Source organism: Mycobacterium sp. IDUB_1 (assembly GCF_055419625.1).
Genome location: NZ_JBVAYA010000002.1, coordinates 584,053 through 610,060 on the forward strand (window position 1 = coordinate 584,053; position 26,008 = coordinate 610,060).

29 protein-coding genes are annotated in these 26,008 nt (G+C 68.5%); 15 read left to right on the forward strand and 14 right to left on the reverse strand.

From position 1 onward, the window contains the following. Positions 1-3: 3 nt before the first annotated feature. The 5 genes from ACZYYX_RS15805 to ACZYYX_RS15825 all read right to left on the reverse strand — a co-directional run bounded on the left by ACZYYX_RS15805 (position 4) and on the right by ACZYYX_RS15825 (position 3,061). Positions 4-213: a hypothetical protein gene (locus ACZYYX_RS15805; protein ID WP_463815471.1), complete on the reverse strand. Its 210-nt coding sequence runs from the start codon at positions 211-213 to the stop codon at positions 4-6. 59 nt (positions 214-272) lie between these two features. Beyond that, the gene (locus ACZYYX_RS15810) at positions 273-638 is read right to left on the reverse strand and encodes a hypothetical protein (protein ID WP_463815472.1); all 366 of its coding nucleotides are present in this window, start codon (positions 636-638) and stop codon (positions 273-275) included. A 117-nt stretch (positions 639-755) separates the two neighbouring features. After that, entirely contained in the window at positions 756-1,673 is a 918-nt protein-coding gene (locus tag ACZYYX_RS15815) for a Vgb family protein (protein ID WP_463815473.1), read from the reverse strand. Positions 1,674-1,686: 13 nt separating this feature from the next. Further along, entirely contained in the window at positions 1,687-2,289 is a 603-nt protein-coding gene (locus tag ACZYYX_RS15820) for a hypothetical protein (protein WP_463815474.1), read from the reverse strand. 94 nt (positions 2,290-2,383) lie between these two features. Beyond that, positions 2,384-3,061: a guanylate cyclase gene (locus ACZYYX_RS15825; RefSeq protein ID WP_463815818.1), complete on the reverse strand. Its 678-nt coding sequence runs from the start codon at positions 3,059-3,061 to the stop codon at positions 2,384-2,386. Between the two features lie 42 nt (positions 3,062-3,103). Here ACZYYX_RS15825 and ACZYYX_RS15830 point away from each other — a divergent pair, with 42 nt between their 5' ends. Then, a complete protein-coding gene (locus ACZYYX_RS15830; RefSeq protein WP_463815475.1) occupies positions 3,104-3,274 on the forward strand; it encodes a hypothetical protein in 171 nt (56 codons plus the stop codon). Here ACZYYX_RS15830 and ACZYYX_RS15835 read toward each other — a convergent pair. Next, on the reverse strand, positions 3,264-4,043 hold the full coding sequence (locus tag ACZYYX_RS15835) for an adenylate/guanylate cyclase domain-containing protein (RefSeq protein WP_463815819.1): 780 nt from the start codon (positions 4,041-4,043) through the stop codon (positions 3,264-3,266). The two genes, ACZYYX_RS15830 and ACZYYX_RS15835, sit on opposite strands and share 11 nt — an antisense overlap. Before the next feature lie 34 nt (positions 4,044-4,077). Between ACZYYX_RS15835 and ACZYYX_RS15840 the strand changes: the two genes are divergently transcribed. Then, complete coding sequence (locus ACZYYX_RS15840) at positions 4,078-5,016, forward strand: hypothetical protein (RefSeq protein WP_463815476.1); 939 nt, start codon at positions 4,078-4,080, stop codon at positions 5,014-5,016. 19 nt (positions 5,017-5,035) lie between these two features. Here the strand turns inward: ACZYYX_RS15840 and ACZYYX_RS15845 are convergent, their stop codons facing one another. Beyond that, positions 5,036-5,905, reverse strand: a complete 870-nt coding sequence (locus tag ACZYYX_RS15845; RefSeq protein ID WP_463815478.1) for an alpha/beta fold hydrolase — start codon at positions 5,903-5,905, stop codon at positions 5,036-5,038. Between the two features lie 108 nt (positions 5,906-6,013). Between ACZYYX_RS15845 and ACZYYX_RS15850 the strand changes: the two genes are divergently transcribed. From ACZYYX_RS15850 to ACZYYX_RS15860, 3 genes are all read left to right on the forward strand, one after another. Then, positions 6,014-6,619 carry a TetR/AcrR family transcriptional regulator gene (locus tag ACZYYX_RS15850; RefSeq protein WP_463815480.1) on the forward strand — a complete coding sequence of 202 codons (606 nt, stop codon included), beginning with the start codon at positions 6,014-6,016 and terminating at the stop codon, positions 6,617-6,619. Between the two features lie 101 nt (positions 6,620-6,720). Beyond that, the gene (locus ACZYYX_RS15855) at positions 6,721-7,293 is read left to right on the forward strand and encodes a tetratricopeptide repeat protein (protein ID WP_463815481.1); all 573 of its coding nucleotides are present in this window, start codon (positions 6,721-6,723) and stop codon (positions 7,291-7,293) included. A 44-nt stretch (positions 7,294-7,337) separates the two neighbouring features. Next, entirely contained in the window at positions 7,338-7,868 is a 531-nt protein-coding gene (locus ACZYYX_RS15860; RefSeq protein WP_463815820.1) for a hypothetical protein, read from the forward strand. On the opposite strand, the gene ACZYYX_RS15865 is transcribed toward ACZYYX_RS15860, so the two are convergent. Continuing rightward, the gene (locus ACZYYX_RS15865) at positions 7,869-8,675 is read right to left on the reverse strand and encodes an SDR family NAD(P)-dependent oxidoreductase (RefSeq protein WP_463815483.1); all 807 of its coding nucleotides are present in this window, start codon (positions 8,673-8,675) and stop codon (positions 7,869-7,871) included. A gap of 23 nt (positions 8,676-8,698) precedes the next feature. Here ACZYYX_RS15865 and ACZYYX_RS15870 point away from each other — a divergent pair, with 23 nt between their 5' ends. After that, positions 8,699-9,940 carry a WS/DGAT domain-containing protein gene (locus ACZYYX_RS15870; RefSeq protein ID WP_463815484.1) on the forward strand — a complete coding sequence of 414 codons (1,242 nt, stop codon included), beginning with the start codon at positions 8,699-8,701 and terminating at the stop codon, positions 9,938-9,940. Here the strand turns inward: ACZYYX_RS15870 and ACZYYX_RS15875 are convergent. Next, a complete protein-coding gene (locus tag ACZYYX_RS15875) occupies positions 9,907-10,599 on the reverse strand; it encodes a TetR-like C-terminal domain-containing protein (RefSeq protein WP_463815485.1) in 693 nt (230 codons plus the stop codon). The two genes, ACZYYX_RS15870 and ACZYYX_RS15875, sit on opposite strands and share 34 nt — an antisense overlap. Before the next feature lie 63 nt (positions 10,600-10,662). On the opposite strand from ACZYYX_RS15875, the gene ACZYYX_RS15880 reads away from it, so the two are divergent. Together ACZYYX_RS15880 and ACZYYX_RS15885 are read left to right on the forward strand one after the other, a co-directional pair. After that, the gene (locus ACZYYX_RS15880) at positions 10,663-12,093 is read left to right on the forward strand and encodes a carotenoid oxygenase family protein (protein ID WP_463815486.1); all 1,431 of its coding nucleotides are present in this window, start codon (positions 10,663-10,665) and stop codon (positions 12,091-12,093) included. A 123-nt stretch (positions 12,094-12,216) separates the two neighbouring features. Continuing rightward, complete coding sequence (locus tag ACZYYX_RS15885) at positions 12,217-13,959, forward strand: DUF3556 domain-containing protein (protein ID WP_463815487.1); 1,743 nt, start codon at positions 12,217-12,219, stop codon at positions 13,957-13,959. A gap of 15 nt (positions 13,960-13,974) precedes the next feature. Here the strand turns inward: ACZYYX_RS15885 and ACZYYX_RS15890 are convergent, their stop codons facing one another. Beyond that, positions 13,975-14,760: a FadR/GntR family transcriptional regulator gene (locus ACZYYX_RS15890; protein WP_463815488.1), complete on the reverse strand. Its 786-nt coding sequence runs from the start codon at positions 14,758-14,760 to the stop codon at positions 13,975-13,977. A 146-nt stretch (positions 14,761-14,906) separates the two neighbouring features. Between ACZYYX_RS15890 and ACZYYX_RS15895 the strand changes: the two genes are divergently transcribed. The 4 genes from ACZYYX_RS15895 to ACZYYX_RS15910 all read left to right on the forward strand — a co-directional run bounded on the left by ACZYYX_RS15895 (position 14,907) and on the right by ACZYYX_RS15910 (position 19,375). Next, positions 14,907-16,211: an acetyl-CoA hydrolase/transferase family protein gene (locus ACZYYX_RS15895; protein WP_463815489.1), complete on the forward strand. Its 1,305-nt coding sequence runs from the start codon at positions 14,907-14,909 to the stop codon at positions 16,209-16,211. A 67-nt stretch (positions 16,212-16,278) separates the two neighbouring features. Further along, positions 16,279-17,424: a thiolase family protein gene (locus ACZYYX_RS15900; protein ID WP_463815490.1), complete on the forward strand. Its 1,146-nt coding sequence runs from the start codon at positions 16,279-16,281 to the stop codon at positions 17,422-17,424. Beyond that, positions 17,421-18,221, forward strand: coding sequence for a crotonase/enoyl-CoA hydratase family protein (locus ACZYYX_RS15905; RefSeq protein ID WP_463815491.1), 801 nt, complete (start codon positions 17,421-17,423; stop codon positions 18,219-18,221). Before ACZYYX_RS15900 ends, ACZYYX_RS15905 begins: the two co-directional genes overlap by 4 nt. A gap of 11 nt (positions 18,222-18,232) precedes the next feature. Next, entirely contained in the window at positions 18,233-19,375 is a 1,143-nt protein-coding gene (locus ACZYYX_RS15910; RefSeq protein ID WP_463815493.1) for an acyl-CoA dehydrogenase family protein, read from the forward strand. A 54-nt stretch (positions 19,376-19,429) separates the two neighbouring features. Here the strand turns inward: ACZYYX_RS15910 and ACZYYX_RS15915 are convergent, their stop codons facing one another. Next, on the reverse strand, positions 19,430-20,167 hold the full coding sequence (locus ACZYYX_RS15915) for a fasciclin domain-containing protein (protein WP_463815494.1): 738 nt from the start codon (positions 20,165-20,167) through the stop codon (positions 19,430-19,432). A gap of 124 nt (positions 20,168-20,291) precedes the next feature. Next, positions 20,292-21,203 (reverse strand): SDR family NAD(P)-dependent oxidoreductase, encoded by a 912-nt coding sequence (locus ACZYYX_RS15920; protein WP_463815495.1) that lies wholly within the window; start codon positions 21,201-21,203, stop codon positions 20,292-20,294. Positions 21,204-21,260: 57 nt separating this feature from the next. Here ACZYYX_RS15920 and ACZYYX_RS15925 point away from each other — a divergent pair, with 57 nt between their 5' ends. The 3 genes from ACZYYX_RS15925 to ACZYYX_RS15935 are packed head-to-tail and all read left to right on the forward strand — an operon-like array spanning position 21,261 to position 23,682. Next, entirely contained in the window at positions 21,261-21,788 is a 528-nt protein-coding gene (locus tag ACZYYX_RS15925) for a gamma carbonic anhydrase family protein (RefSeq protein ID WP_463815496.1), read from the forward strand. 29 nt (positions 21,789-21,817) lie between these two features. Then, complete coding sequence (locus ACZYYX_RS15930) at positions 21,818-22,969, forward strand: NAD(P)H-binding protein (RefSeq protein WP_463815497.1); 1,152 nt, start codon at positions 21,818-21,820, stop codon at positions 22,967-22,969. Beyond that, entirely contained in the window at positions 22,966-23,682 is a 717-nt protein-coding gene (locus ACZYYX_RS15935; protein ID WP_463815498.1) for a lysostaphin resistance A-like protein, read from the forward strand. Before ACZYYX_RS15930 ends, ACZYYX_RS15935 begins: the two co-directional genes overlap by 4 nt. Here ACZYYX_RS15935 and tet(V) read toward each other — a convergent pair. Continuing rightward, the gene (gene tet(V) / locus ACZYYX_RS15940) at positions 23,679-24,935 is read right to left on the reverse strand and encodes a tetracycline efflux MFS transporter Tet(V) (RefSeq protein WP_463815821.1); all 1,257 of its coding nucleotides are present in this window, start codon (positions 24,933-24,935) and stop codon (positions 23,679-23,681) included. The genes ACZYYX_RS15935 and tet(V) overlap by 4 nt on opposite strands. Positions 24,936-25,119: 184 nt before the next feature. After that, a complete protein-coding gene (locus tag ACZYYX_RS15945; protein WP_463815499.1) occupies positions 25,120-25,929 on the reverse strand; it encodes an enoyl-CoA hydratase in 810 nt (269 codons plus the stop codon). Positions 25,930-26,008 lie beyond the last annotated feature (79 nt).

Consider the following 26,008-nt stretch of genomic DNA (forward strand, 5'->3'; position numbering starts at 1 on the left):
GACTCAGCCGCGACGGGACGTGATCCGGCCCTGCACGCTGCGCTGCAGTTGGCTGACGGCGACGAGGGCCAGAAGTGAGGCGGCCTGACGGGCGAGCGCGGGCCGCCGCGTGCGCTGGCGCCAGCTTCTCGATTGTGACGTGGAGCGGCGGCCCAGGTAGTACCCGAACAGACCTGTGGCCGCCATCATCGAGAACACGACGACGGCGGCCACAGTGTCAGCTTCCCCGACCGCGGTCGCAGTCAGGTCACAAGCGGGCTACACCTCCGACATCAGCCCACGTAGCCGATGAACAACCCGTTCCACCAGATGCCCCAGGAATTGCTGCCCGGGTTCCACACCAGTGGCTGGGGATCGCGGATGCCCAGGTCGATCCAGTTGGCGGGACGCCACACCGGCGGAAGTCCCAGACGGACCGGGTCACCCCAGTGTCCGGGCGGGCCGGCCAGCGGGCCTGGACCCTTGGCGATCTGGCCAGGCGGGCCCCACGGGTTGTGGCCAGGCGGATCGCCCGGCAGCCAGATGTCGTCGTGACCGTGGCCCGGCTTCGCCTGGGCAATCCCTGCGCCGAGGCCGAATATGGCCGACCCGAATGCTGCGGCCGCCATAGCGCCGGCGGCGATCTTTTTGAACTGCATGAAACCCTCCTTAGAGTCGCTGTGAAGAACGCAACGACCCCCCGAACCGTTTCTCAGCGTAGCCACAGAATTCGATCAGTAAACCGATGCGCGGCCGCGGTGAGTTCGAACGTTCCGTCAGGGTTCAGCGCTGAGCAGGCCGAGGGTGTTTCCCGCCTTGTTTGTGAACCACACCACACTCGGGTCCGGGCCGGGTTTGATGTCGAACGGTCCGCGGATGTCGGGCGAGCTGACGAACGTCCAGGCTTGCTGGTCAGACGCGCGATCCGGCGCGACACCGACGATGCGGTCGGTGGCCGTGTCGACGAACCACAGGCGGCCGCCGGCGAGGCAGATTCCGTCGGGTTCGCCAAGATCAGGGTGGATGAAGTGGCGCATGGTGCCGATGGGGTCCCCGGGGTCGAACCTCAGTAGTCCCGCGGGCTCGCGGGTGGTCAGCCACAGCGTGCCGTCATCGGCCTGCGCCCATGCCCGCGGAGTCGCAGGAAGTGACGCGACCGTCGTCACCTCCCCGGTGCGCGGATCGCAGCTACCGAGCGATCCCGCGTTGACCCACCACGGCTGACCGTCCGTCGTCACGTACAGGGCGGCGGGGGCGGCGATGCCGTCGTCGGTGATCAAACGCAGCGACGCCGCGGGATCGTCGGCGCACGGATCGACCGAAGCGATCGCATCGCTGCCGCGCAGCGAGCACCACAGCAGACCGTCGGGGGCCGACTTGAGCGCCACCGGGCGACTCCCGGCCGGTAGGGGACATGCGGTGATCGTCGACGCCGGATCGGGGCTGCGCGGGTCGATGGCGATCAGTGCATCGGAGCCGAGGCTGGTGCACCACACCCGGCCGTCAGCTGCGGGAAAGATGTTGGCAGGGAAGCGAATGACGCCCGCTTCGGCGCCGAAAAGTTCGACCTCACCGTCGCGTACCCGGCCGATTCGGTCGTCACCGATGTTGGTGAACCAGACGTCGCCGCCGGCGGCGATGATGCCCGAGGGCGCGTTGAGCCCGGGGTGGTGGATCGCGGTGATCGTGGGCACGGGTGAAACCGATTCAGCCGGCCCGGTATTCGATGACGCGGTCCCGGCTCTGCAGTGCCTCACCGTCTATGACGACGAGTTCGGTGTTCGTGAGTCGGTATGTGGTGGTGTCGTTGCGCGCTTCGAATCCGGCAGGAATCAGGCGCACGTCGTCGAGGCGCAGGGACGCGCCGTCACGCAATCGCACGCCGCGGTAGGTGTATCCGTCCCCGTCGCGGCAGACCGCGATGGCCGCGCGGTCGGTGCGGGCGACGGCGACAGCGCTCTGACCGGAGTCGCACCGTGCTGCGGAGTCGATGAAGCCCTGGCTGTCCATCGGCATGGCCTCCGGTGCATCCGCCGGGGCGGCCGGTGCTGCCACCGCGGGAGCGGGCAGCGGCGCGGGCGCCACGGGTGCGGGCTTCACGGGTGCAGCCACCCGCGCTGATGCTGCATTCGGCTGCGCTGGAATCGATTGCACCTCTTGCGTGGCAGGGCCACGAGTCGTGAGCAGAAGTGCGACGATGATCACGAGCGTGCCGAGCGAGGCGACGACGATGGACAGCGCCCGTCCGCGAGAGAGCGTGCGCGGCTCGTCATCAGCGTCGGGGGACGGGGCTCGGGCGGTGACGGTCATGCCTGACACTCCCTTGTCTCGCGGTGCCTGCGAACAGCAAAGCATTGCGGGTGCACGGAAGCCGGTAGCCGCCCCGGCGTTTCACCGGAGTTCTTCACGGCACGACCGCGATCTCGTCTCCGAGGCGGCAGCCGTCGGCCAGGGGCAGATCGTCACCACTCCAGAACGATCCCGGGTCGAACCAGTTCGCATTCTTCTCGGTGACGAGCAGCCCCATTTCCTCGTAGGTGATCGCCACGGTCTCCGCGCAGTATGCGGTCTCGAGGCCCATCTGCGTCCGCTCGGCCTTGCGCTTTTCTGCCGACCGACGAACAGCCTTGTGTATCAGTGGGATTCCGCGAGTGAAGTCGCTGACGGTGGGCACCCGCCCGCGCAGCCAGCGCCCGGTCAGACGAGCCGTGGAGGGGAACGGGGTGCCGTCCATGCGGGCGATCACCGACAGCATGCGATCCTCCTGCTGCGTCGTCGCGGGCGGCGTGAGCTGGCGCAGCCAACAGCGCTGACCGTAGGCGTTCGACCAGCGGTCCACCGCTGCCCGCAGATCGTTGAGCTGCACCCCGCGGTGGTGAGTGCCGGTCCACAGATCGAGGAGCTTGTCGCCGAGTTCGGCGTGCCAGATCAGTGGCGGCAGATCCTCCAGCGCGACAGTCATCCCGACGTGGTTGACGGGACTGTTGGTCATCGACTGGATCGCCCGGTCGGGCCCCGAGTGTCCGCGGAACAACCAGATGTCGCCCGTACGCGTTTCATCCAGCGCGCGTTCAAGAGACACCGTGCTTGGATTCATGCCCGCAGCTTAGGCAGACTGGGGGATATGCGGGGAATCTGGAAGTGGGTCGGGCTGGCCGGGGCGGCGGGCGTGGTCGCCGGCGGCGTGCTGGTCGCTCGCGATCAGCGTCGGCGCAACTCCTACACTCCCGACGACATCCGCGCCCGCCTGCACCAGCGCCTGGCGCAGGCGCAACAGCCCGACGTCACGCGGTGACCGCGTACAGCGTGTGGGTCCCGGAGAAGCCCTTCAATTCCGTGTCGTGGCTCGGCTCGACGACCAGATCGTCGCTGTCTACGCCGAGCGCGTCGCGTACTGCGGAACTGACCAGGATCTGACCACCCTCGGCCTGCGCCGCGACCCGCGCCGCCATCGCCACGTTGCGGCCGAACACGTCGTCGCCGCGTAGTACCGACTTCCCGGTGTGGATTCCGATGCGCACACGAATGCCGTTGCGCCGCTTGGATAGTGCGTCTTGGATGTCGATTGCGCAGCGCACGGCCTGCTCGGGGCGGGCGAACGCGACCATGAACCCGTCGCCCTGACTCTTGACGACATGGCCCTCATGACGTTGCACGTGGCGGCGCACGGCCCGGTCGTGCCTGCCGAGCAGCCGCACGAACGCGCGGTCGCCGATGCGCTCGTTGAGCGCGGTGGACTCCTCGATGTCGGAGAACATGATCGCCAGCCGCCCGTTGCGGGACAGCCGCGCGAGATCGGGCCGTTCCACCTCGGCCCAATCCGCGAGATCCTCGATGGACGAGCGCACCGCCGCGCCCAGGCCGTCGCGCCGCAGGATGTTCGCGGTCTGCCACACCGTCTTGACGGCTTTCGTGCCGCCCGACACCAGCAGCTGTCGCGTGTCGAGGCGACCCCGCAGCTCGTCCGCCTCGGCTTGTGCGGCCCGGGCCCGTCGCCACAGCACTCCGATCGCGACCGCCTCGCCGATGGCGAGCGCGGCCAGTGCCAACGCGACGATCTGCATCCCGGTCACCGCTCCAGTATTGGATGCTGGGGGCGTGAATTGTTCACAGGCCCCCTGTTACGAGAGTCGCTGGCTGCGCGCCACCAGCGGGGACGGTGCCCGCGCGATCTGGTTGCGGGAGACACTGCTGCGTTCGTCGACCGGCACCGCGAGCGCCGACGTGTGGGTGATGGCGTTCGACCCGGCCGGGCACCGGGCGCACCGGCATTCCTTTCCGATCGATACCGCCGTCTTCGAGGACGTTCCGTGGACCGCGCAGATCGGAGGTACGACCCTGACGGACACGGCTGCGGTCGGTGCGCTCGCCGGCCGCGCGCGCTGGGATCTGACGATCAGGCCGGGTGGTGAGCCTGCGGTGCGGGTCCTGTCCGACCGGGCCAACCAGTCGCGCTTCCCGCCGGCGAAGACACTCGTGCGGCATCCCAGGGCAGAGGTGAACGGCCGCCTCGAGATCGACGGGCTGACAGTTCATCTCGACGGGTGGGTGGGCAGCGTGAACCACAATTGGGGCAGCCGGCACACTGCTGCCTACGCCTACGGGCAGGTGTGCGCGTTTGACGACGCGCCGGACACCACCCTCGAACTCATCACCGCGCGGGCCGCACTGGGCCCGGTTCTGCTGCCCGCGGTCACGCTCTTCGTGCTGCGCCACGCCGGGATGGAGTTCGCTGTGCGCAGCGTCGCGGGCAGCCTGCAGACTCACGGCCGGTATGAGCCCTTCACGTGGAGTTTCGGGGCGCGGGTGGGGGAGCAGACGATCGAGGGGGAGATTGCGGCCGCCGCCGAGGACGTGATCGGCCTGACCTACACCGACACCGGTGGCGCCGAGAAGTACTGCTACAACTCGGCGGTGGCGACCTGTCGACTCGTCGTGGCGGGCACCGCGATATCCAGGACCGAATTGACCAGTCCTGCAGCGATGTTCGAGATCCTCAGAGCCGACCCGGTGGAGGGTGTGCCGCTGCTGGTGTGAGAAGACCGGGGCCGATCCGTCACGGCCGCAGCACGAACGACACCACGGCTTCGGAGAAGGCGTCGTTGTCGTCGCCGGCGGCGGTGTGCCCCGCTCCGGAGAGTTCGACGAACTCGGCGCCCGGCACTTTCTCCAGGAAATCTGCGACAGCCTGCTCGCTCACCACGTCGGACAGCTTGCCCCGGATCAACAGGATCGGGACGGTCAACTCGACGGCCGCCTGCTCGAGTTGTTCCACGCGCAGGAACGGATCATCATGCGGCGCAGTGAGAAACGCCGGATCCCAATGCCAGTACCAGCGTCCGTTGCGGTGCCGCAGATTCTTCTTCAACCCCTCGGGGTTCTGCGGGCGGGTGCGGTGCGGCAGGTAAGCGGCGACCGCGTCGGCGGCGTCTTGGAGCGAGTCGAATCCGTGGACGTGGCTGAACATGAAGTCGCGGATGCGTGCGCTGCCGTCCTTCTCGTACCTCGGCACCACGTCGACGAGCACCAGACCGGTGACCCGCTGCGGGCCGGCGTCGCGCGCGGCCTGGATGCCGGTCAGTCCGCCCATGCTGGCGCCGATCAGGACGGTCGGCCGCCCGATCTGGTCGAGGACATTGACGGTGTCGGCCGACAGTGCGTCGACGCTGTAGCGGGCATCGGGGGAGCGGTCACTGTCGCCGTGCCCGCGGCTGTCGAGGGCGACCACGTGCAGTCCGCGGGAGGCCAGCACCTGCCCGGTGTTCTTCCAGGACCACCGGTTCTGCCCGCCGCCGTGCAGCATCAGAACCGACGGGCGCCCTGTGTCGGCGTCGTCGGAGGTCGACGGACGGTTCCACTCGTCGGCCACCAAACGCAGGCCCTCGGCGCCGATGAAGGTTGCGGTCGTCGCATCGCTGCTGGTCATCGTCCACCGCGTCCTCTCGCCGGTCCCCGTCAGGCTGAGGTTACCCAGGACACCAGTTACGGCGATCTCGGGTCCTGGATGGCCGGCATCGCTCTAATATTTTCGCTTGTGCAAATTGTGGCCGGCTCCGACGACGAACGGCGGCGCATCATCGAGGCCGCCTACCGCTGCCTGTCCGATCCGCACCGGGAACCTGTCAAGATGTCGGCCATCCTGCGCATTGCCGGCGTCTCGAGCCGAGCGTTCTACCGCCACTTCCGATCGAAGGACGATCTCTTCCTCGCACTGCTGCAGCAAGGCGCCGACGAGATCGCGGAACGGGTCGACCGGGTGGCTGCCGACGCGGTCGGGAGCCCCGCCGATCAACTGGCGACCTGGATCGGCGAGATCTTCGATCTTCTCGTCGACCCGCAGCGGCGGATGCAGATGGCCGTCATCGACTCCGAGGAGGTCCGCTCGGCAGCCGGTTATCGAGACCTGCGGGAGCGCACGCATGCGAGCAGGGAGCGTTCGCTCGCCGACATCCTGCGCCGCGGGCGCGCTTCCGGGGCGTTCCCTCTGGCCGATCCCGAGCACGACGCGGTCGCGATCAGCGCGCTGGTGAGTCGAATCCTGTCTAGCGTCGCGCCCGAGGACGTGCAGGCGGTCAAGCACGCCGAGTCCCGGCTGCTCGACTTCGCCCTGCGCGCGGTTGGTGCGGTGTCGCATGAGTGACGCGCCTCGAGCCGCCACCTGAGGTTCCTCCCGCGGCACGTACGTTGGTCCGGGCAGACGTCTCTGCAGACACTGGCCACCGGCGCTGCAAAGGAGCGAACATGGCGGGCGATGCTGCGCCTCCCGGCGAGATTCTCGACACCGACGAGAGCCTCGCCAACAACGAGACTTTGAGCGCGGCGCCTACGCCGCGGTCGAACGTCAGGGCGGCGCTGATCGTCGGTCTGGTCACCGTGGTGGCGCTCGCCGGGTTGACCGGTTGGCTGGGTTACCGCACCTGGGAATCGCGCCGGGCGCAGGAGCAGCGCGAACAGTTCCTGCAGGTGGCCCGCCAAGGCGCGCTGAACCTGACGACGATCGACTGGCAGCACGCCGACGCCGATGTGCAGCGGGTGCTGGATTCGGCCACCGGGACGTTCTACGACGACTACCAGCAGCGCGCGGAACCGTTCAAGCAGGTGGTCGAGGTCGCCAAGTCGACGTCGGTCGGCACGATTGCCGAGGCGGGGGTGGAGAGCTCGACCGATCACGAGGCGCAGGTGCTGGTTGCGGTGACGGTCAAGACGTCCAATGCCGGCGGGCAGGACCAGAAGCCGCGGGCCTTTCGGATGCGCATCTCGGTGGAGAAGATCGGTGACGAGGCCAAGGTGTCCAACGTGGACTTCGTGCCGTGACCGGGGCGATCGACGAGACGTCAGCGGCGCACGAGGCCCGGCCGATCGAGGACACGGGCGATGTGGCGACGACGCCGGTCGCGCGCAGGCGTCCGGTGTGGATGCGCGTCGTCGCATTCGGGCTGCTGCCGGCGCTGGCGTTGGTCCTCGCGCTGAGTGCGGGATATCTCAAGTGGCAGGACGACGGGGAGCGTGACCGGGAGGTCGCCGCGGCGGCGTCGGTGCAGGCGGCTCGGGACATCACGGTCGCTCTGCTGTCGTACACCCCCGACAGGGTCGATCAGCAGCTCGGTACCGCCCGGGAGCTGCTCACCGGTGAATTCCGCGATTCGTACACGTCGCTGACCGACGACGTCGTGATCCCCGCCGCCAAGCAGAAGCAGATCTCGGCTGTCGCCTCGGTGCCCGCCGCGGCGTCGGTCTCGGCCACCGCTGAGAAGGCGGTCGTGCTGGTGTTCGTCAACCAGACCGTGACCGTCGGCGGGGACGCCCCGACCGCCACGAATTCGAGTGTGCGCATCACCCTCGACAAGGTCGGCGACCGGTGGCTGATCTCAGAGTTCGATCCGGTCTAGTCACGTCCTGCTGCCGGGGTGGCTGCGGCCCAGCAGTGGCAGCAGCATCCGGTGCGGCGCATAGCGATAGAGCAGTGCGGCCGCCCGGTTGGGGGCCCCGGGAACGATCACGCCGCGACCCTTGTCAAGGCCGTCGATCGCCGTGCGCGCCACTGCGTCTGCCTGCTCCCACAGAAAAGCGGGCAGCATCTTCTCGGCCTCTTCGTCGGGAATGCCTGCGGTGGCGCCGAATTCGGTGCGCACGGGGCCGGGGCACACCACGGCCGCCGTCACGCCGCTGTCGCGCAGTTCCTCCCGCATGGCCTCGGTGTACGAGAGCACGAACGCTTTGGCCGCCCCGTAGGAGGCCTGGAACGGCACCGGCCCGAATGCGCCGACCGAGGCGACGTTGAGCACCGCGCCGCGACCGCGCGTCACCATCGCGGGGACGAAGCGGGCGCTCAGATCCACGACCGCGGCGACGTCGAGCTCGATCAGCCGCAGCTCGTCGGACACGCGCACCCGCGCGACCGGTCCGAGGTTGGACATGCCGGCGTTGTTGACGAGGATCTCGACGATCAGCCCGAGTGCGGCGACCTGATCGGGCAGCGCGGCGCGTTGCGCCGGGTCGGCCAGGTCGGCGGGAAGGACGTAGGCGCGGGAGTCCAGGGACTGCGCGAGCGCGGTCAACTTGTCGGCGCGCCTGGCCACGAGCACCACCGGGTAGCCGCGGCGGGCGAACTCGCGGGCGATCTGCTCGCCGATGCCTGACGACGCTCCGGTGACCAGCACCGCCCCGGTGTCCGAGACGGGTGGCAGCAGTGGCATGGCGCCAGCCTAACCTTGGCACCATGACGGTGCGCCGACTCACCGCGGTCGACGCGCAGATGCTCCTGTTGTCGGCGGCGACCCCGAACGACCAGTTCCTTCTCTACGGATTCGGGGCACCGGTCGATCCCGCCGTCGCGCTCACCGCCGTACGCGGGGAGGCCGCGCGCTGTACCGAGCTCACGGTCCGAGTCCGTGACCGCGGCCCGTGGCGCTATCCGGTGTGGGAGCGCAGCGACGTCGAGGCTCGGCAGTTCGTCGTGCACGAGGCGGCCACGTGGGCACGCGTGCTCGCCACGGTGACCACCCTGGCCGGCGAGCAGGTCGACTCCCATGTCCATCCGTGGCGCCTCCACGTCTTCCCCGACGTCAGCGAGCTTCCCGGTACTGAGGTGGGTTCAGTTGCGGTGCTTCAGATCTCGCACGCGCTGGCCGACGGCTCGCGGGCCTCAGCACTGGGGGCCCGGCTGTTCGGGCGCGCCGGCGCTGTGGAGGCGGTGCGACCACTGCCGACCCACGGCTTCGTGCCGCGTTCGGTGGCCGCCGCCCGGGCGCACCGCCGGCTGGTCCGAGACACCGACGCAGGACTGGTTCCGGCGCCGCCTGTTCCGTGCCCGGTGCTGAGCAGCAACACCCGGCCGGCCGGCGCGGTGCATGTCCGCACCGTCGTCCGACGCCGTGATCAGCTGGCCGGCCCGACGGTCACCATCACTGCGCTGACGGCGATTTCGGCGGCACTGGCTGCTCATCTGCGCGCGCGCGGCGACGACCCGGCACAGCTCGGCGCGGAGATCCCAGTGGCGAAACCCGGTGCGCGCCGCGCCAACAACCACTTCGGCAACGTCGGCATCGGGCTCTACCCACACCTGGCGCCCGAGCGCCGGGCGGAGGCGATCGAGCGGGACCTGCACCGGCGCCGCCGTCGGGTGTCGCACCCGGCGAATGCCGCGCAGGACGCGGTGTTCGCCGCGGTTCCGGCCGCGCTGTTGCGTTGGGGGATGGGCCAATTCGATCCGAACCAGCGCGGGTCGACGGTCAGCGGCAACACCGTCGTCTCCAGCGTGAACAGGGGGCGCGCGGACCTGTCCTTCGGCGGCGCGCCCGTCGTGCTCACCGCCGGCTTCCCTGCGTTGTCGCCGATGATGGGTGTCACCCACGGGGTGCACGGCATCGGCGACACCGTCGCGATCAGCGTGCACGCCGCCGAATCGGCGATCGGCGACATCGACGCTTACGTGGAGCTGCTGGCCCGAGAACTCGGCTGATCGGCGGACTCCGTCCGCGCGATGACCGCCTGCAGCGAGTCTTGGGCCGCATCGCGGTCGTCGCCCATGCCGACCAGCGCGTCGATGATGAGTGGCCCGAGGATGCGGGTCAGGCCGTGCCCGTCGTGGCCGAAGAACCCGGCGGTCTCGAGCATCACGACGCCGTGGACGACACTCCACAGCCGAGCCGCCGCCGCGAGCTCGTCGTCGGCACGGATACGGCCGGCGGCCCTCATGCGGTGCACGGCCTGGCGCAGGGCGCCGAAGGACGCCGCCCATTCCCTGCGGTCGGTGGCGTTGGCGGTCGACGTCAGATCGACCCGGTGTGCTGCTATCGACGCGGGGGCCGAGGTGCCGAACATCAGTTGGTAGCGCTGGGGATTGGCCATCGCGAACCGGTGGTAGGCCAGACCCATCGCCAGGAAGTCGGCCACCGGGTCTTCGGTCGGCGGCATTTCGGTGAGCGCGGCCGTGAACCGGTCGAAGACCTCGCGCGCGATCGCATCGAGGAGACCCGTCATGCCGCCGAAGTGGGTGTACACCGCCATCGTCGACGTGCCCGCCTCGGCGGCCACGGCGCGCGCCCGCAGTGCGGCCACGCCGTCGCGCTCGAGCAGACGCACGCCTGCGTCGATCACGGCTTCCGGCATCCCACTCATGGTTGCCATCCTGCCATAACGGTGTTATACAGGGTGCACGATAACGCTGTTATAGGAGGCGTCATGGCCAATCGCTATCTCGAGGGCGTCTATGCGCCACTCTCGGAGGAAGTCACGCTCACCGATCTGGAGGTGACCGGATCGATCCCCGACCATCTCGACGGTCGCTACCTGCGCAACGGGCCCAACCCGATCGGGGAGATCGACCCGTTGCTGTACCACTGGTTCGTCGGCGACGGGATGGTGCACGGCATCCGGCTGCGCGATGGGCGCGCCGAGTGGTACCGCAACCGCTGGGTCCGCGGCCCCGGCACGGCGCGGGCGCTGGGCGAACCGGCGCCCGACGTCCGGGCCGCGGTGTCGCCCATCGGCGCGAACACCAACGTGATCGGCCACGCCGGCAAGACGCTGGCGCTGATCGAGGCGGGCGTGCCTGCCTATGAACTCACCGATGAGCTGGACACCGTCGGGGTCTGCGACTTCGACGGCACGGTGCGCGGCGGTTACACCGCGCACCCCAAGCGTGACCCGGCCACCGGCGAGCTGCATGCTGTGTCCTACCGCCTGGCGCAGAAGAACACCGTGCAGTACTCGGTGATCGGAGCCGACGGCCGGGCTCGTCGCACCGTCGACATCGACGTCACGGGAAGCCCGATGATGCACGACTTCTCGCTGACCGAGCGGTATGTCGTGTTCTACGACCTGCCCGTCACCTTCGACGTGGAGCAGGCCGTGGAGATGACGGTGCCGCGGGCGCTGCGGCTACCCGCCCGGCTGATGCTCTCGGCGTTGATCGGGCGCGTCCGCATCCCCGATCCGATCGCGGCACGCATGCCGGCCGCACCGTCGGCCGACCGCCGCTTCCCGTACTCGTGGAATCCGAACTACCCCGCGCGCGTCGGCGTGATGCCGCGCGAGGGCGGTAACGCCGACGTCCGGTGGTTCGACGTCGAGCCCTGCTACGTGTTCCACCCGATGAACGCCTACGACTCCGGCGACACCGTCGTGCTCGACGTCGTCCGCCACCCCACGATGTTCGACACCGACCACCTGGGCCCCGGCGAGGGCCCCCCGACGCTCGAGCGGTGGACCGTCGACCTGGCCGACGGCAAGGTCCGCGAGTCGCGTATCGACGACCGCCCGCAGGAGTTCCCCCGCGTCGACGAGCGGCTCGTCGGCAAGCGGCACCGCTACGGCTATGCGCCCGGGTTCACGGCCGGTGGGGACGAGACGCTGTTCAAACACGATCTGGTGGGCGACAATTCGGCCGCCCGCTCGTTCGGGTCGGGTAAGTCCGTCGGCGAGTTCGTGTTCGAGCCCAGTACCGCGGACGCCGACGAGGACGACGGCGTGCTGATGGGGTACGTGTACGACCGGGCCACCGACTCCAGCGAGCTGAAGATCCTGGATGCGCAGACCCTCGACGACGTGGCCGCGATCAAGTTGCCGCACCGGGTGCCCGCCGGGTTCCACGGCAACTGGGTGCCCGCCTGACCCGGGCCTGGGGTCACCTTCTTCCGGCGAGCAGACGCGAACTCCGGCGTTTCGCCGCGATTCCCCGCGATTTGTGTCTGTTCGCGTTCGCCAGAACTGGAACACGTTCTAGTCTTTGGAGCCATGGGGTTTCTCAAGCAAGACGCGCCCGTCGTCGACTACGCCGAATGGAGCAAGGGAACCCGCGCGGAGCGGATCGTCCCGATGGCCAGACACTGGGCCGAGGTGGGCTTCGGCACCCCAGTGGTGATGCACCTGTTCTACGTCGTCAAGATCCTGCTCTACGCCGTGGTCGCGTGGCTGGTGGTCCTGACCACCACGGGCATCGACGGCTTCACAGGAGTCGCGGCCTGGTACCACGAGCCGATCGTGTACCAGAAGGTCGTCTTCTACACGATGCTGTTCGAGATCGTCGGGCTCGGCTGCGGCTTCGGACCGCTCAACAACCGGTTCTTCCCGCCGATGGGTTCGGTCCTGTACTGGTTGCGGCCCAGCACCATTCGGCTACCCCCGTGGCCGAACCGGGTCCCGCTGACCAAGGGTGACGCCCGCACGCCCGTCGACGTCGTCCTCTACGGCGCCCTTCTGGTGATGCTCCTGGTGGCGATTTTCTCCGACGGCACCGGCCCAATCCCTGAGCTCGGCTCGCAGATCGGCGTGCTGCCCGTCTGGCAGACCGCCACGATCCTGGTGTTGCTCGCGCTCGCCGGGCTGCGCGACAAGGTGCTCTTCCTGGCCGCGCGCGGCGAGGTCTACGGCGCGCTGGCGGTCTGCTTCCTGTTCAGCGGCGCCGACATCGTGATCGCGGCCAAGCTGGTGTGCCTGGTCATCTGGATGGGCGCGGCGACCTCGAAGCTGAACAAGCACTTCCCGTTCGTCATCTCGACGATGATGAGCAACAACCCGGTGATCCGCCCGCGCTGGATCAAACGCAAGTTCTTCGAGCACTTCCCCGACGATCTGCGACCGGGCCCCGCGTCGCGCTGGCTCGCCCACATCTCGACGGCGATCGAGATGCTCATCCCGCTGGTGCTGTTCTTCTCCCACGGCGGCTGGCCCACCGCGATCGCGGCGTTCGTGATGTTGTGCTTCCACTTCGGCATCCTGTCGGCGATCCCGATGGGTGTACCGCTGGAATGGAACGTCTTCATGATGTTCTCCGTGCTGGCGCTGTTCGTCGGCAACGCGGGCATCGGGCTGGGCGATCTGGGCAGCCCGTGGCCGCTGGTGCTGTTCGCGGTGTCCGCGGGCACCGTCGCGATCGGAAACCTGTTCCCGCGCAAGGTGTCCTTCCTGCCCGGCATGCGCTACTACGCGGGCAACTGGGACACATCGCTGTGGTGCATCAAGCCCTCGGCCGACGCCAAGATCGCCGCCGGCATCGTCGCGATCGCGAGCATGCCCGCAGCGCAGATGGAGAAGTTCTACGGCAGCCGCGAGACCGCCGAGATGTACCAGTACATGGGATATGCCTTCCGCTCGTTCAACACTCACGGCCGCGCGATGTTCACGCTCGCGCATCGGCTGATGGCCGGCTACGACGAAGCCGACTACGTCCTCACCGACGGTGAACGGATCTGCAGCACCGCGATCGGATGGAACTTCGGCGACGGCCACATGCACAACGAGCAGCTGATCGCCGCGCTGCAGAAGCGCTGTCATTTCGAGCCGGGGGAGGTACGGGTGCTGCTGCTCGACGCGCAACCAATTCACCGGCAACGCCAGCAGTACCGTCTGGTCGACGCGGCGACGGGGGAGTTCGAGCGGGGCTACATCCTGGTCGCCGACATGGTGACCAGGCAGCCGTGGGACGACACCGTGCCGGTGCACGTGACGTGGCGCAACGACACGATAGAGACGACCTGAGCCAGACGGGGTCAGTCAGCCCATCACGTCGCGGATCGGCACACTCTCCAGGCCGGTGAGCAGCAGCTCACGCGACACGTCGAGGTGCTTACGCCAGTGCTGCTCGGCGCCGGCGGCGTCACCGGCTCGCAGGTAGGCCATCAGCTTGCGGTAGGAGCGAATCAGCTTGTCGTAGTCGGCTTTCGACACGGGCCTTCGCTCGTTGAAGACGAATGCCGTGTGCCGCACCGTGATCTCGTGCAACATGCCGGCAACGATCGACAGCGTCTCGTTGCCCGACAACTGCACCACGCGGAGATGGAAGGTGCCGGTGTTCTCGGCCAACCGGTCGGAGTCGCAGCCCTGGGCCACCAGATCTTCGAGCAGCGTGTCGAGTTCGGCGAAAGCCTCTTCCGAGCCGGACTCGGCGAGCAGGCGCGCCGCGAGCGGTTCGATGCCGGCTTTTGCCGTCAAGAGATCGGCGATCGTGGCGCCGGAGAGTTCGAGCAGCAGCCCGGCCGGGCGGGCCACCACTTCGGGACCCGGTACCCGCACGCGTGCCCCGGTGCGCGATCCTCGCCGCACCTCGACCAGCCGCTCGGATTCCAGCACCCGGACGGCTTCGCGCAGTGTCGGCCGGCTGACGCCGAAGTGGGCCATCAGCTCGGCTTCGTTGGGCAGGAAGTCGCCGTCGGTCAGCTGACCCTCGACGACCATGCGACGCAGCGTGCCCGCGACCAGTTCGGCGGTCTTCGGTGAGCGCACACCCGCCCGCGAACCGGCAGCGTCGATCATCGGCGCCAAGCGGGTACTGCGCGTCACGATGTCTCCACGTCAACTGGGTCGGGCCACCACGGGTCGCGGTGAGCTGTGCAACTCAGTAAACCATGTCGGGAGCACCGAACCGGGCTCGGAATCGTTCAGCGTTTGACCGCTGGGCGCGGTGACCTGCATGGCAGGGTATCGGCATGCCGGAAGAACTGACGGCCGAGCGAGCCGCGGAGCGGCTGCGCCCCGTCGACACGCTGGGTGTTCCGCTGGGCCCGGGACAGCCGCCGACGTTCCTGCGGGCCCTCGGTGCGCGCACCGACTGGACGGACCTGCAGGTGTACGGCGCGCTGCTGGCGGTGGGCACCGAGCTGTTCTCCCGCCCGGGGGTCCGGTACCTGTCGGGGTTCTACGGCCCGCTCGAGCGCGCGCTGCGCGAATCCGGCGCCGACGTCGACTTCATGCCCGCCGACTTCCGCCGCTTCGGACCGCTGCTGGAACGGCAGCGACCCCGCGTGATGGCCACGGTCGCGACACCGCCCGACGCCGACGGCTGGTGCTCGCTGTCGCTGCACGCGGGTGCCACCGTCGCCGAACTGCATCGGGCCGGAGCCGATCCGGACCGGCTGCTGATCGTCGAAGCCTCCGAGGCGTTCCCACGCACGGGTGGATGGGGCGAGCGGTACCGGCACGCGCTGCACGTCGACGAGATCGACGTGCTGATCCCCTCGACCGAGCCGCCGCTCGCGCTGCCGACCGCTGCGCCCACCGACACCGATGTGGCGATCGCTCGGCATGCGGTGGAGTTCATCGGGTCCGGGGCCACGCTGCAGACCGGGATCGGCGCGATCCCGAGCCAGATCGCGACGCTGCTCGCCGATGGCGACGTCGGCGAATTCGGCCTGCACAGCGAGATGTTCACCGACGGCTGCATGCGTCTGCATCAGGCAGGCAAGGTCACCAACGCGCACAAAGGCCAGTACGACGGCGTCAGCGTCACGACGTTCGCCCTCGGGTCGGCGGACCTCTACGCCTGGCTGGACGGCAACGCCGAGGTTGCGTTCCTGCCTGTCGAGGTGGTCAATGCGCCCGAGGTGATCGCGGCCAACACCGACATGATCTCGATCAACGGCGCGTTGGCTGTCGACGTGCACGGTCAGGTGGTGGCCGACACCATCGGCGACGAGCAGTTCAGCGGCATCGGAGGGGCCGAGGACTTCGTGGCCGGCGTCGGTCTCGAGCTGTCCGACCGGTCGCTGATCTGCCTGCCCTCGACGTTCGAACGCGACGGCGTCCCGCACTCGCGGATCGTCGGGCAGTTCGCGTGCGGCGCGGTCATCACCACCCCCCGCCACCACGTCGACGTCATCGTCACCGAATACGGCGCCGCGGAGCTCGAAGGGCTCTCCGTGCGGGAGCGCGGGCACGCGCTGGCCGCGATCGCGCACCCACTGTTCCGGGACGAGTTGATCGACGCGGCGGACCGCGCCGCACGCCGCCAATGAGCAAGTTGACCTAGTAAACCTTGTTCGTTTAACTTCGAGGCACCCATCCAATGAAGGAGTGTCTTCCATGCCTGAAGCCGTCATCGTCGAGGCAGTGCGTTCACCAGTCGGTAAGCGCAACGGAGGCCTCTCCGGAGTGCATCCGGCCGAGCTGTCCGCGCAGGTGCTCAACGGTCTCGTCGAGCGGGCCGGGGTCGACCCGGCGCTGGTCGACGACGTCATCTGGGGTTGCGTCATGCAGGCTGGTGAGCAGGCGCTCGACATCGCACGCACCGCGCTGCTGACGGCCGGCTGGCCGGAGTCGGTGCCCGGCGTGACCGTGGACCGGCAGTGCGGATCGAGCCAGCAGTCGGTGCACTTCGCCGCGGCCGGTGTGGTCGCCGGCCATTACGACGTCGTCGTCGCCGGTGGCGTCGAGTCGATGTCGCGGACCCCGATGGGCTCGTCGCTCGCCGGCGGCGGCAACCCCTACCCCGCCGGATTCAAGGACCGCTACAGCAAGACCCCGAACCAGGGCATCGGCGCCGAGATGATCGCCGAGCAGTGGGGCTTCAGCCGCACCGATCTCGACCAATACTCTCTTGACTCGCACGAAAAAGCCGCTGCGGCACAGGATTCCGGCGCGTTCGACGACCAGATCGTGGCGATCAAAGACCAGGACGGTAACCCAGTTCTCAAGGATGAGGGCATCCGGCGCGGCACGACCCTGGAGAAAATGGGGCAGCTCAAGCCCGCGTTCAGTGAAGACGGAGTGATCCACGCCGGCAACAGCTCTCAGATCTCCGACGGCTCGGCCGCACTGCTGTTCATGTCGGCTGAGAAGGCCAAGGAGCTCGGTCTAAAGCCACTGGCGAAGGTGCACACCGCTGTGCTCGCGGGAGCCGACCCGGTGATCATGTTGACCGCGCCGATCCCGGCCACGCAGAAGGCGCTCAAGCGGTCTGGCCTGACGATCGATCAGATCGGTGCCTTCGAGGTCAACGAGGCGTTCGCTCCGGTGCCGATGGCGTGGCTCAAGGACATCGGTGCCGACGAGAAGCGGCTCAACCCCAACGGCGGGGCGATCGCCCTCGGTCACCCGCTCGGCGGCTCGGGCGCCCGCATCATGACCACGCTGCTGTACCACATGCGCGACAACGGAATTCAGTACGGACTGCAGACCATGTGCGAGGGTGGTGGCCAGGCCAACGCCACCATCCTGGAACTGCTGTGAGCGATGATCAGCCCCAGCCCGGCGCGCTCGTCGAGCGCCGTGGCAACGTCATGGTCATCACGATCAACCGGCCCGAGGCCCGCAACGCCATCAACGCGGCCGTGTCGATCGCCCTCGGTGACGCGCTGGAGGAGGCACAGAACGACCCGGACGTGTGGGTGGTGGTGCTCACCGGGTCGGGCGACAAATCCTTCTGTGCCGGAGCCGATCTCAAAGCGCTCTCGCGCGGCGAGAACATCGGGCACCCCGATAAGCCCAAGTGGGGTTTCGCCGGCTACGTCCGCCATGCCATCGACAAGCCGACCATCGCCGCGGTCAACGGCACCGCCCTGGGCGGCGGCACCGAACTGGCGTTGGCCAGTGATCTGGTGGTCGCCCAGGAAAGCGCCACATTCGGTCTGCCCGAGGTGAAGCGGGGCCTGATCGCCGGCGCGGGCGGCGTGTTCCGGATCGTCGAGCAGATTCCGCGCAAGGTCGCGATGCACATGATGCTCACCGGCGAGCCCATCAGCGCGGCGGACGCGCAACGCTGGGGGCTGGTCAACGAGGTCGTGCCCGACGGGACCGTGCTGGACGCCGCGCTCGCGCTGGCCGAACGCATCACCGTCAACGCCCCGTTGGCCGTTCAGGCCAGCAAGCGGGTCGCTCGCGGTATCGACGACGGGGTCGTCGTCGACGAGGAAGCCGGATGGACCCGCACGATGCGCGAAGCCGTCATCGTCTTCAGCTCGGAGGATGCCGCGGAAGGCCCACTCGCGTTCGCTCAGAAACGTCAACCTGTCTGGAAAGCCAAGTAAGGGAATCGATCATGAAGCGCACCATCTACGAAGCCGAGCACGAGGCGTTCCGCGACACCGTGCGCGGATACATCGACAGTGAACTGGTACCCAACGCCGAGAAGTGGGAGGCCGATCGCATCGTCGACCGGTCGGCCTACGTCGCGGCGGGCAAGCACGGCCTGATTGGGTTCAACATGCCCGAGGAGTACGGCGGTGGCGGCACCGACGACTTCAGGTTCAACGCGATCATCGACGAGGAGATCGCCAAGGCCGGTGTGCCCGGACCCGGGCTGAGCCTGCACAACGACGTCGTCGCGCCCTACTTCAAGGACCTGACCACCGACGAGCAGAAGGAGCGGTGGCTGCCGGGGATCGCCAGCGGCGAGACCATCATCGCGGTCGCGATGACCGAGCCGGGCGCGGGCAGCGACCTCGCGGGCATCCGCACATCGGCCGTGCGTGACGGGGACGACTGGATTCTCAACGGGTCCAAGACCTTCATCTCGTCGGGCATCAACAGCGACCTCGTCGTCGTCGTCGCCCGCACCGATCCCGAAGCCGGCCACAAAGGTTTCTCGCTGCTGGTCGTCGAGCGTGGCATGGAGGGCTTCAGCCGCGGCCGCAAGCTCGACAAGATGGGCATGCATGCTCAGGACACGGCCGAACTGCACTTCGAGAACGTCCGAGTGCCGAACGCCAACGTGCTGGGCAAGGAGGGACGCGGCTTCTACCACCTGATGCAGAACCTGCCGTCAGAGCGGCTGTCGATCGCGATCTCCGCGATCGCCGGCGCGCGCGAAACCTGGCGTCAGACACTGCAATACGTCAAGGACCGCAAGGCTTTCGGACAGCCGATCGGCAGCTTCCAGCACAACCGGTTCCTGCTCGCGGAGATGGACACCGAGCTCGACGTGACCGAACAGTACGTGGACCGGTGTCTGCAGGCCATCGTCGACGGCGAACTGACCGCGGTCGAAGCGGCCAAGGCCAAGTGGTGGGCGACCGAGGTCGCCAAGAAGGTGGTCGACCAGTGCGTGCAGCTGCACGGTGGCTACGGCTGGATGATGGAGTACCGCGTCTGCCGTGACTACGTCGACGGCCGCATCATGACGATCTTCGGTGGTACGACCGAGATCATGAAGGAGATCATCGGCCGCGACCTCGGCCTCTAGACGGAACTTCGGCGTGGTTGTCGTCGCTAGGCGTCGACAACCACGCCGAAATCACTAACCGATCGGGGCTTCGGCGGCCGGAGTGGTGGTCTCGGCCGGCAGCGGCGCCGCGGCCGTCGTCGTCGGCGTGGCCGACGGGGTCGCCGCCTCCGACGTCGACGATGTGCTCGTCGGCGTGGTCGGGGCCGGTGCGTCCGCCGGGTTCAGCACGTGATCGACCAGGTAGATGCGCGCGTTCTGGGCCTGGATGCCACCGCACACCACCTTGGTGGTCTCGTTGACCTTGAGGTCGTCACCGGAGCCGGTGACCTCGATCTCGGTGCCCTCCTGGGTGGGCCGCTGACCCTTCACGTCATCGGGGCCCAGCAGTCCGAGGAACACGTGGTAGTACAGCAGGCTGGTCAGCGCGGCAGGATCGGTACGCAGCATCTCCTGCTGCTCAGGCGGCAGCTCGGCGAACGCCTCGTTGGTGGGCGCGAACACCACGAACGGGCCGTTGTCGAGCACCGGGTCGATGTTGACGGCCGGGTTGAGCTGGCCGGACACCGCCGCGTTGAACGAGCTGACGTCCGGGATGCTGGCCAGCACCTTGCTGACGGGCAGATTGGCCAGGCTCTTCCAGTTCGGCACCGCTTGCTTGAACGGATCGCACTTGCCCTGCGGGTCGGGGATCTCGGCCGTCACCGTCGTCGTGGTCGGCTGCGCGGATGCGTTCACGGCCAGCGGAACCGACAGGGCGATCGCGGCGGCACTCGCAGCGATGCCGATGGCCTTGCTGGGGCGGGTCTTCACGTTCTGCTCCTCATGCTCGTCAGGTCGCTTGGCATGCTAAGCGCACGCTCGGGTCACGACCAAGTCGAGAATGTGTCGCGGTTGCGCTACGAAGCGTTACAGAAGAGTTGCTGACCTGCGGTTATCAAGCGCCGACGGCGGCCGTGCAGAGGTCTTCGGAGAGATGCCACAGCGTCAGGGCGCGGGCCTCGTCGGTGGCGTAGGGCGCAGCCTCGGCGACCGCGCAGTCGGACAGGTAGACACCACCCAGCTCGGTGACGTCGTCGCTGACCGCAGCCCACACCTGCGCGGCGGCGCCGTACTCGGGCGTCGTGAACTGGCGATTGGTGCGCCCCCGCAGGTTCAGCGCGGCGAAATCCTGCTCGTCCATGTGCCGGGCCAGCGACGTCGCGACGATGCCGGGATGCACCGCGTAGGCCCGCACGCCGCTGTCGCGCAGCCGCCGATCCAGTTCGACCGCGTGCAGCACGTTGGCGGTTTTCGACGCGCCGTATGCGGCGAACTTGTCGTAATCACGGCGCTCCCAGTTGGAGTCGTCGAGGTCGACGTCGCCGATCCGGTGACCCTCCGACGACAGGTTCACCACGCGAGCGCCGTCGGCGGCGACCAGGGCGGGCAGCAGCGAGCGGGTCAGCTCGAAGTGACCGAGGTGGTTGGTGCCGAACTGCATCTCGAAACCGTCGACGGTCCGCTCGAACGGGGTGAACATGACCCCGGCGTTGTTCATCAGGACATGCACGGCGGGGGTGAGGTCGCTGATCTGCGCCGCGGCCGCACTCACCGATGCGAGCGACGCCAGGTCCAGATGCACCGTCGCCGTCAGCGCCTGCGGCACCTGCTCGTGAATCCATGCGTCCGTGTCGGCGAGCTCTGACGTGTCCCGGCCCGTCAAGACCACCCGGGCGCCAGTGAGCGCCACGCATCGGGCCGACTCCCGCCCCAGTCCCGACGTCGCGCCCGTGATCACGACGGTCTTGCCGGTCAGATCGACGCCTTCGACGATCTGCTGAGCGGTGGGGGTCGACGTCACTGTCACGACGAGAGGATCGCACGCGCCCGCTGGGGAAGTGGTAGCCGACCCTACGATGGCGCCATGCCGGAGCCACTGATCCTTCCCGTTCTTGGGCACGCACCGCAGCTGCACCCGCAGAGTTGGGCCGCCCCGAACTCCACCCTCGTCGGCCGGATCATCCTGGCCGAGGGAGCCAGCGTCTGGTACGGCGCCACGTTGCGCGCCGAGACGGAGGACATCGAGATCGGGCCGGGCAGCAACATCCAGGACAACGTGACGGTCCACGTCGACCCGGGGTTCCCCGCGCGCATCGGTGCGGGCGTGACCGTCGGGCACAACGCGGTGCTGCACGGCTGCACCGTCGGCGACGACACGCTGATCGGGATGGGAGCAGTGGTCCTCAACGGGGCCACCATCGGCGCCGGATGTCTGATCGCGGCTGGGGCCGTGGTGTCCCAGGGTGCCGACATCCCGCCCGGAACCATGGTCGCCGGGGTGCCCGCGAAGGTGCGCCGCGAGCTCGGCGACGCCGAGAAAGAGGGCATTCGGACCAACGCGCTGCTGTACCAGGAGCTGGTCAAATTGCACCGTGACACAGGCAACGTCTGACATACCGATGGTTGGGGTACAGGCCAGTCGTGGGTAATCGAACTCTGGTCACCGGCGCGAGCGGCTACATCGGCTCTCGCCTCGTCGCGGCACTGCTGGCCGACGGCAACGACGTCGTCGCCGTCAGCCGCAACCCGGAGAGGCTGCGCGAATTCGGTTGGCACGACCGGGTTTCGGCGGTCGAGCTGGACGCAGGTGACGCCGACTCCGCGCGTCGGGCGTTCGACGACGCCGGGCCGATCGACGTCGTCTACTACCTGGTGCACGGCATCGGCCAGCCCGGATTCCGGGAGGCCGACAACCAGGCAGCCGCCAATGTCGCCGAGGCGGCCAAGGCGGCAGGGGTGCGCCGCATCGTCTACCTCGGCGGGTTCGTGCCGCAGGCCGCCGACGGCGGACCGCTCTCGGAACACCTGGCGAGCCGCGCCGAAGTCGCCCACGCCCTCCACGTCGACGGGGGCCCCGACGTCGTCTGGCTCGGCGCGGCGATCGTGCTGGGCGCCGGGTCGACGTCGTTCGAGATGATGCGCTACGTCGCCGACCGATTCCTGCTCCTGCCCATGCCGGCATGGTCGGCCAACCCGATCGACCCGATCTCGATTCGCGACGTGCTGCACTACCTCGTCGCCGCCGCGGACGAGAAGGTGCCGGCAGGCTCCTACGACATCCGCGGCCCTGAGACCACCACCTACGGGGATCTGCTGCGCACCTATGCGCGCATCGCCGGAATCTGGCGGACCCCGGTTCCGGTCTACGGCATCGACACCGGACTGGTGTCCGCGGTCAGCGGCGTCATCCTCCCGGTGCCCGGCGGCTTGGCGGGCGACCTCATCGAATCGCTGGACTTCCCGATGATGGCTACCCAGGACGGACTCGCCGGGTTGGTGCCTGATCCGCCGGGAGGCCTCACCGGCATCGAGGACGCGATGCGCGCAGCCATCACCAGCCCGCGACGCCGGCCGGTCGACAAGCTCGCCGACCCGCACCACCTCGCCGACACCGATCCCGACTGGGCGGGTGGCGATGCGCTGCGGCTGCGTCAACTCGCCTGCGCCGTCACGCCCACCGCCGTCCAGCCGGTCCTCGGGCTGCTCGGTCTGGTGCCCAAGCCCGTCGCCGCTGCCGTCCGTACCGGTCTGGACCACGTGATCGGACTGGTGCCCAAGGGGAGTATTGCGTGAACGCTGATGACCACACGCCGCTGTCCGGCGAGATCAAACAGATCGCTCGCGCCAAGGCGCCGGCATTCAACGAACCGCCGTCGATGGTCACCCGCCGCAAGTTCGTCGTCGGGGTGTTCCTGCTGATCGGTGCGGCGCTGCTCGGCTACTCGCTCAGCCGTCCACCCGGCGACAGCTCGTTCGTCTGGCTCACGCTGGCGCTGGCCGCGGTCTGGGCGATCGGGGCGTTCCTGTCCGGCCCGCTGCACTGGGGGCACGTCAGCTTCCGCGGGCGCAACCAACGCCCGGTCATCACCGGTACCGCTGTCGGGCTCGGCTTGGGCGCGATCTTCGTCGTGGGTGCGTTGGTGGCGCGCCAGATCCCCCCGGTGCGCGACTACATCACCAGCGTGCTCGAGTACGTCAACACGGCGCCGCTGTGGGTGATCGCGTTCATCACGGTGATCAACGGCTTGGCCGAGGAGATGTTCTTCCGCGGCGCGCTCTACACCGCACTGTGGAAGTACAAGCCGGTGCTGGTATCGACCGTGCTGTACGTCATCGCGACCGCGGCCACGACCGGCAACCCGATGCTGGGCTTCGCGGCGATCGTCCTCGGCACCGTGTGCGCGCTCGAACGCCGCGCCACCGGGGGAGTGCTCGCCTCGATGCTGACGCACTTCTTCTGGGGTCTGGTCATGGTCCTCGCGCTGCCCCCGCTGTTCGGGGTCTAACGCAGCGGGTGCGCGAGCTCGTCGCGCCGCATTCGGGCCGCGGCCATCGCTGTGGCCGCCAGCAGGACCGGCATCAAACCCGCGACGAGGAAGATGGTCTGCATCGAGACCACTTTCGACAGCGGGCCGATGATCGCGAACGACACCGGCATGAAGGCGAGTGAGACAAAGAAGTCCAGGCTCGACACCCGGCCCAGCATCGCTGGCGGCACCCGCCGCTGCAGGAGCGTGCCCCAGATGACCATGCCTGCGCCGTCGGTGACGCCGATGACGAACGTCGCCGCCGCCATCGCCGGGAACGACGACGTGACGCCGACGATCACGAGCGGGATCGAGCCCAACCCCCACATCGTCATCATCACGGTCAGGTACCGGCGGGGAAGCTGTCGTGACGACACCGCCAGTGCGCCCAGCGCGCTACCCAGACCGAAGAACGCCAGGACCAGCCCGTAGGTCTGCTCACCATCGGCGAACCTGTCGGCCACGATGAACGGCAGCAGGACCTCGATGGGGCCGAGCACCACCAGCACGAACATGCTGGCGAACAGCAGTGTCCACAGCAGCCACGGTGTGCGCCAGACGAATCCGACGCCGTCGCGCAGATCGCGCAGCAACCGTGACTGTGGTTGTGCGAGAGCGGGTGTGGTGGCCGGCCGGGTGGCGATGAGCAGCGCGAGGCCGACGCCGAACAGTACTGCCACCACGAGTGCGCCCACAGCGGGGAACGTCGCGCCGATCAGCATGCCGGCCACCGCGGGTCCTGCCGCGCGCTGGAACACCGGCCGGACGATCCCCTCGACACCGTTGGCGGCCAGCAGCTGTTCGGCCGGCAGGATGCGCGGTAGCAGAGCGGAGTAGGCGGGGAAGAAGAACGCGGCCGCCACCCCCAGCGCGCCGGCCGCGACCGCGAGATGCCAGATCCGTAGCGTGCCGGCGAAGCCGAGCACCGCGACGGTGGAAACCACTGCGGTGTTGACGATTTCGACGACGATGATGATCGCCCGCTGGGGGAGTCGGTCCGCGGCCAGGCCGCCGACGAGTACGAACGCGACGAGACCCAGGCCCAGGCACGTCGCGACCAGCGACAGCGAGGTGGGGTCGTTGTCGATGGCGATCACCTGCAACGTCATCACCACCGCCCACATGCCTTCGGCGAAGATCGACAGCGATACCGCGGCGATGAGGAGGCGGTACTCGCGAAACTGGAAAGGCGCGAGCACGCGCCAGCGGGCATCTGCCGCCGGCGTCTCGATCTCGAAACCTGTGCTCACCGATCGATGGTGGCTGACGAGTAGTGGTCGCGTCGAACGATTTTCGAGTGCTGCCGGGGTGCCGAGCGGGCGTCAACGCTCCTACCCGGGCGCCGAGATCGACGAAAAGGCGCGCGGTACTCGCACTTTTCCGCCCAAACGTCGGTTTGGGCGGAAGGGGTGGGGGTCAGGAGTCGGTGAAGGTGGGCTCTCGGCGCTGCTGGAAGGCGCGTGCGCCCTCGCGGAAATCGCCGGCCTCGAGCAGGATCAGCTGACCCTCCTTCTCGCGCTCCAGCGCACCTTCGAGCTCGGCCAGCGTCGCCGCGTTGACCGCGTCCTTGGTCTTGCGCTGAGCGACGGCGGGGCCGCGGGCCAGCCGCGCGATCACCGCGTCGACCTCCGCGGCGAAATCATCGGCCGGGTACACCGCGCTCACCAGCCCCCAGTCGAAAGCCTCGGCCGCGGGAATGCGCTCGGCGAGCAGCGCCATTCGCATCGCACGGATCCGCCCGATCGCCGCGGCGATCAACGCCGACGCCCCGCCGTCGGGCATCAGCCCGATCTTGGTGAAGGCGAGCATGAAAAATGCTTTCTCCGAAGCCAATACGACGTCACAGGCCAACGCCAGGGACGCCCCGACACCCGCCGCGGCGCCCTGCACCGCGGCGACCGCCGGCTGCGGCAGCGCCACGATCGCGCGGATGCACCGGTTGGCGGCATCCAGCACCTCGGCCGGTGTACCCGCCGCGCCGGGGTTGGCATGGTCGGACTCGCTGATGCCCGCGCCTGACGAGAAGCCACGCCCGGCGCCTTCGATGCGCACCACCCGCACCTCGGGGTCGCCGGCGGCGCGTTCGAGGGTGTCGGCCAGCGTGGTCAGCATCGGGGCGGTCAGCGAGTTCAGGCTGTCCGGCCGGTGCAGTGTCACGGTCAGCACGCCCGCATCACGGCTCACCCGGAGGTCGTCGATACCTACGTAGTCCTGCGTCGTCGCCATAGTCAGGCACCCTAGGTCGGCCGAGAAGGTTATACAAGTAAGCTATGTCGGGCTCGACCGAGCGACCGAGACGAAGGGC

Excerpts from the sequence above, each read along its gene's own strand:
- ACZYYX_RS15870 (WP_463815484.1), top strand. The coding sequence starts at position 8,699 with ATGACGGTGCGCCGACTCACCGCGGTCGACGCGCAGATGCTCCTGTTG.
- ACZYYX_RS15845 (WP_463815478.1), bottom strand. The coding sequence starts at position 5,905 with ATGACCAGCAGCGATGCGACGACCGCAACCTTCATCGGCGCCGAGGGC.
- ACZYYX_RS15820 (WP_463815474.1), bottom strand. The coding sequence starts at position 2,289 with ATGACCGTCACCGCCCGAGCCCCGTCCCCCGACGCTGATGACGAGCCG.
- ACZYYX_RS15810 (WP_463815472.1), bottom strand. The coding sequence starts at position 638 with ATGCAGTTCAAAAAGATCGCCGCCGGCGCTATGGCGGCCGCAGCATTC.
- ACZYYX_RS15830 (WP_463815475.1), top strand. The coding sequence starts at position 3,104 with ATGCGGGGAATCTGGAAGTGGGTCGGGCTGGCCGGGGCGGCGGGCGTG.
- ACZYYX_RS15835 (WP_463815819.1), bottom strand. The coding sequence starts at position 4,043 with ATGCAGATCGTCGCGTTGGCACTGGCCGCGCTCGCCATCGGCGAGGCG.
- ACZYYX_RS15945 (WP_463815499.1), bottom strand. The coding sequence starts at position 25,929 with ATGGCGACGACGCAGGACTACGTAGGTATCGACGACCTCCGGGTGAGC.
- ACZYYX_RS15925 (WP_463815496.1), top strand. The coding sequence starts at position 21,261 with ATGCCGGAGCCACTGATCCTTCCCGTTCTTGGGCACGCACCGCAGCTG.
- ACZYYX_RS15895 (WP_463815489.1), top strand. The coding sequence starts at position 14,907 with ATGCCGGAAGAACTGACGGCCGAGCGAGCCGCGGAGCGGCTGCGCCCC.
- ACZYYX_RS15900 (WP_463815490.1), top strand. The coding sequence starts at position 16,279 with ATGCCTGAAGCCGTCATCGTCGAGGCAGTGCGTTCACCAGTCGGTAAG.
- ACZYYX_RS15910 (WP_463815493.1), top strand. The coding sequence starts at position 18,233 with ATGAAGCGCACCATCTACGAAGCCGAGCACGAGGCGTTCCGCGACACC.
- ACZYYX_RS15885 (WP_463815487.1), top strand. The coding sequence starts at position 12,217 with ATGGGGTTTCTCAAGCAAGACGCGCCCGTCGTCGACTACGCCGAATGG.
- ACZYYX_RS15880 (WP_463815486.1), top strand. The coding sequence starts at position 10,663 with ATGGCCAATCGCTATCTCGAGGGCGTCTATGCGCCACTCTCGGAGGAA.
- ACZYYX_RS15865 (WP_463815483.1), bottom strand. The coding sequence starts at position 8,675 with ATGCCACTGCTGCCACCCGTCTCGGACACCGGGGCGGTGCTGGTCACC.
- ACZYYX_RS15855 (WP_463815481.1), top strand. The coding sequence starts at position 6,721 with ATGGCGGGCGATGCTGCGCCTCCCGGCGAGATTCTCGACACCGACGAG.
- ACZYYX_RS15875 (WP_463815485.1), bottom strand. The coding sequence starts at position 10,599 with ATGAGTGGGATGCCGGAAGCCGTGATCGACGCAGGCGTGCGTCTGCTC.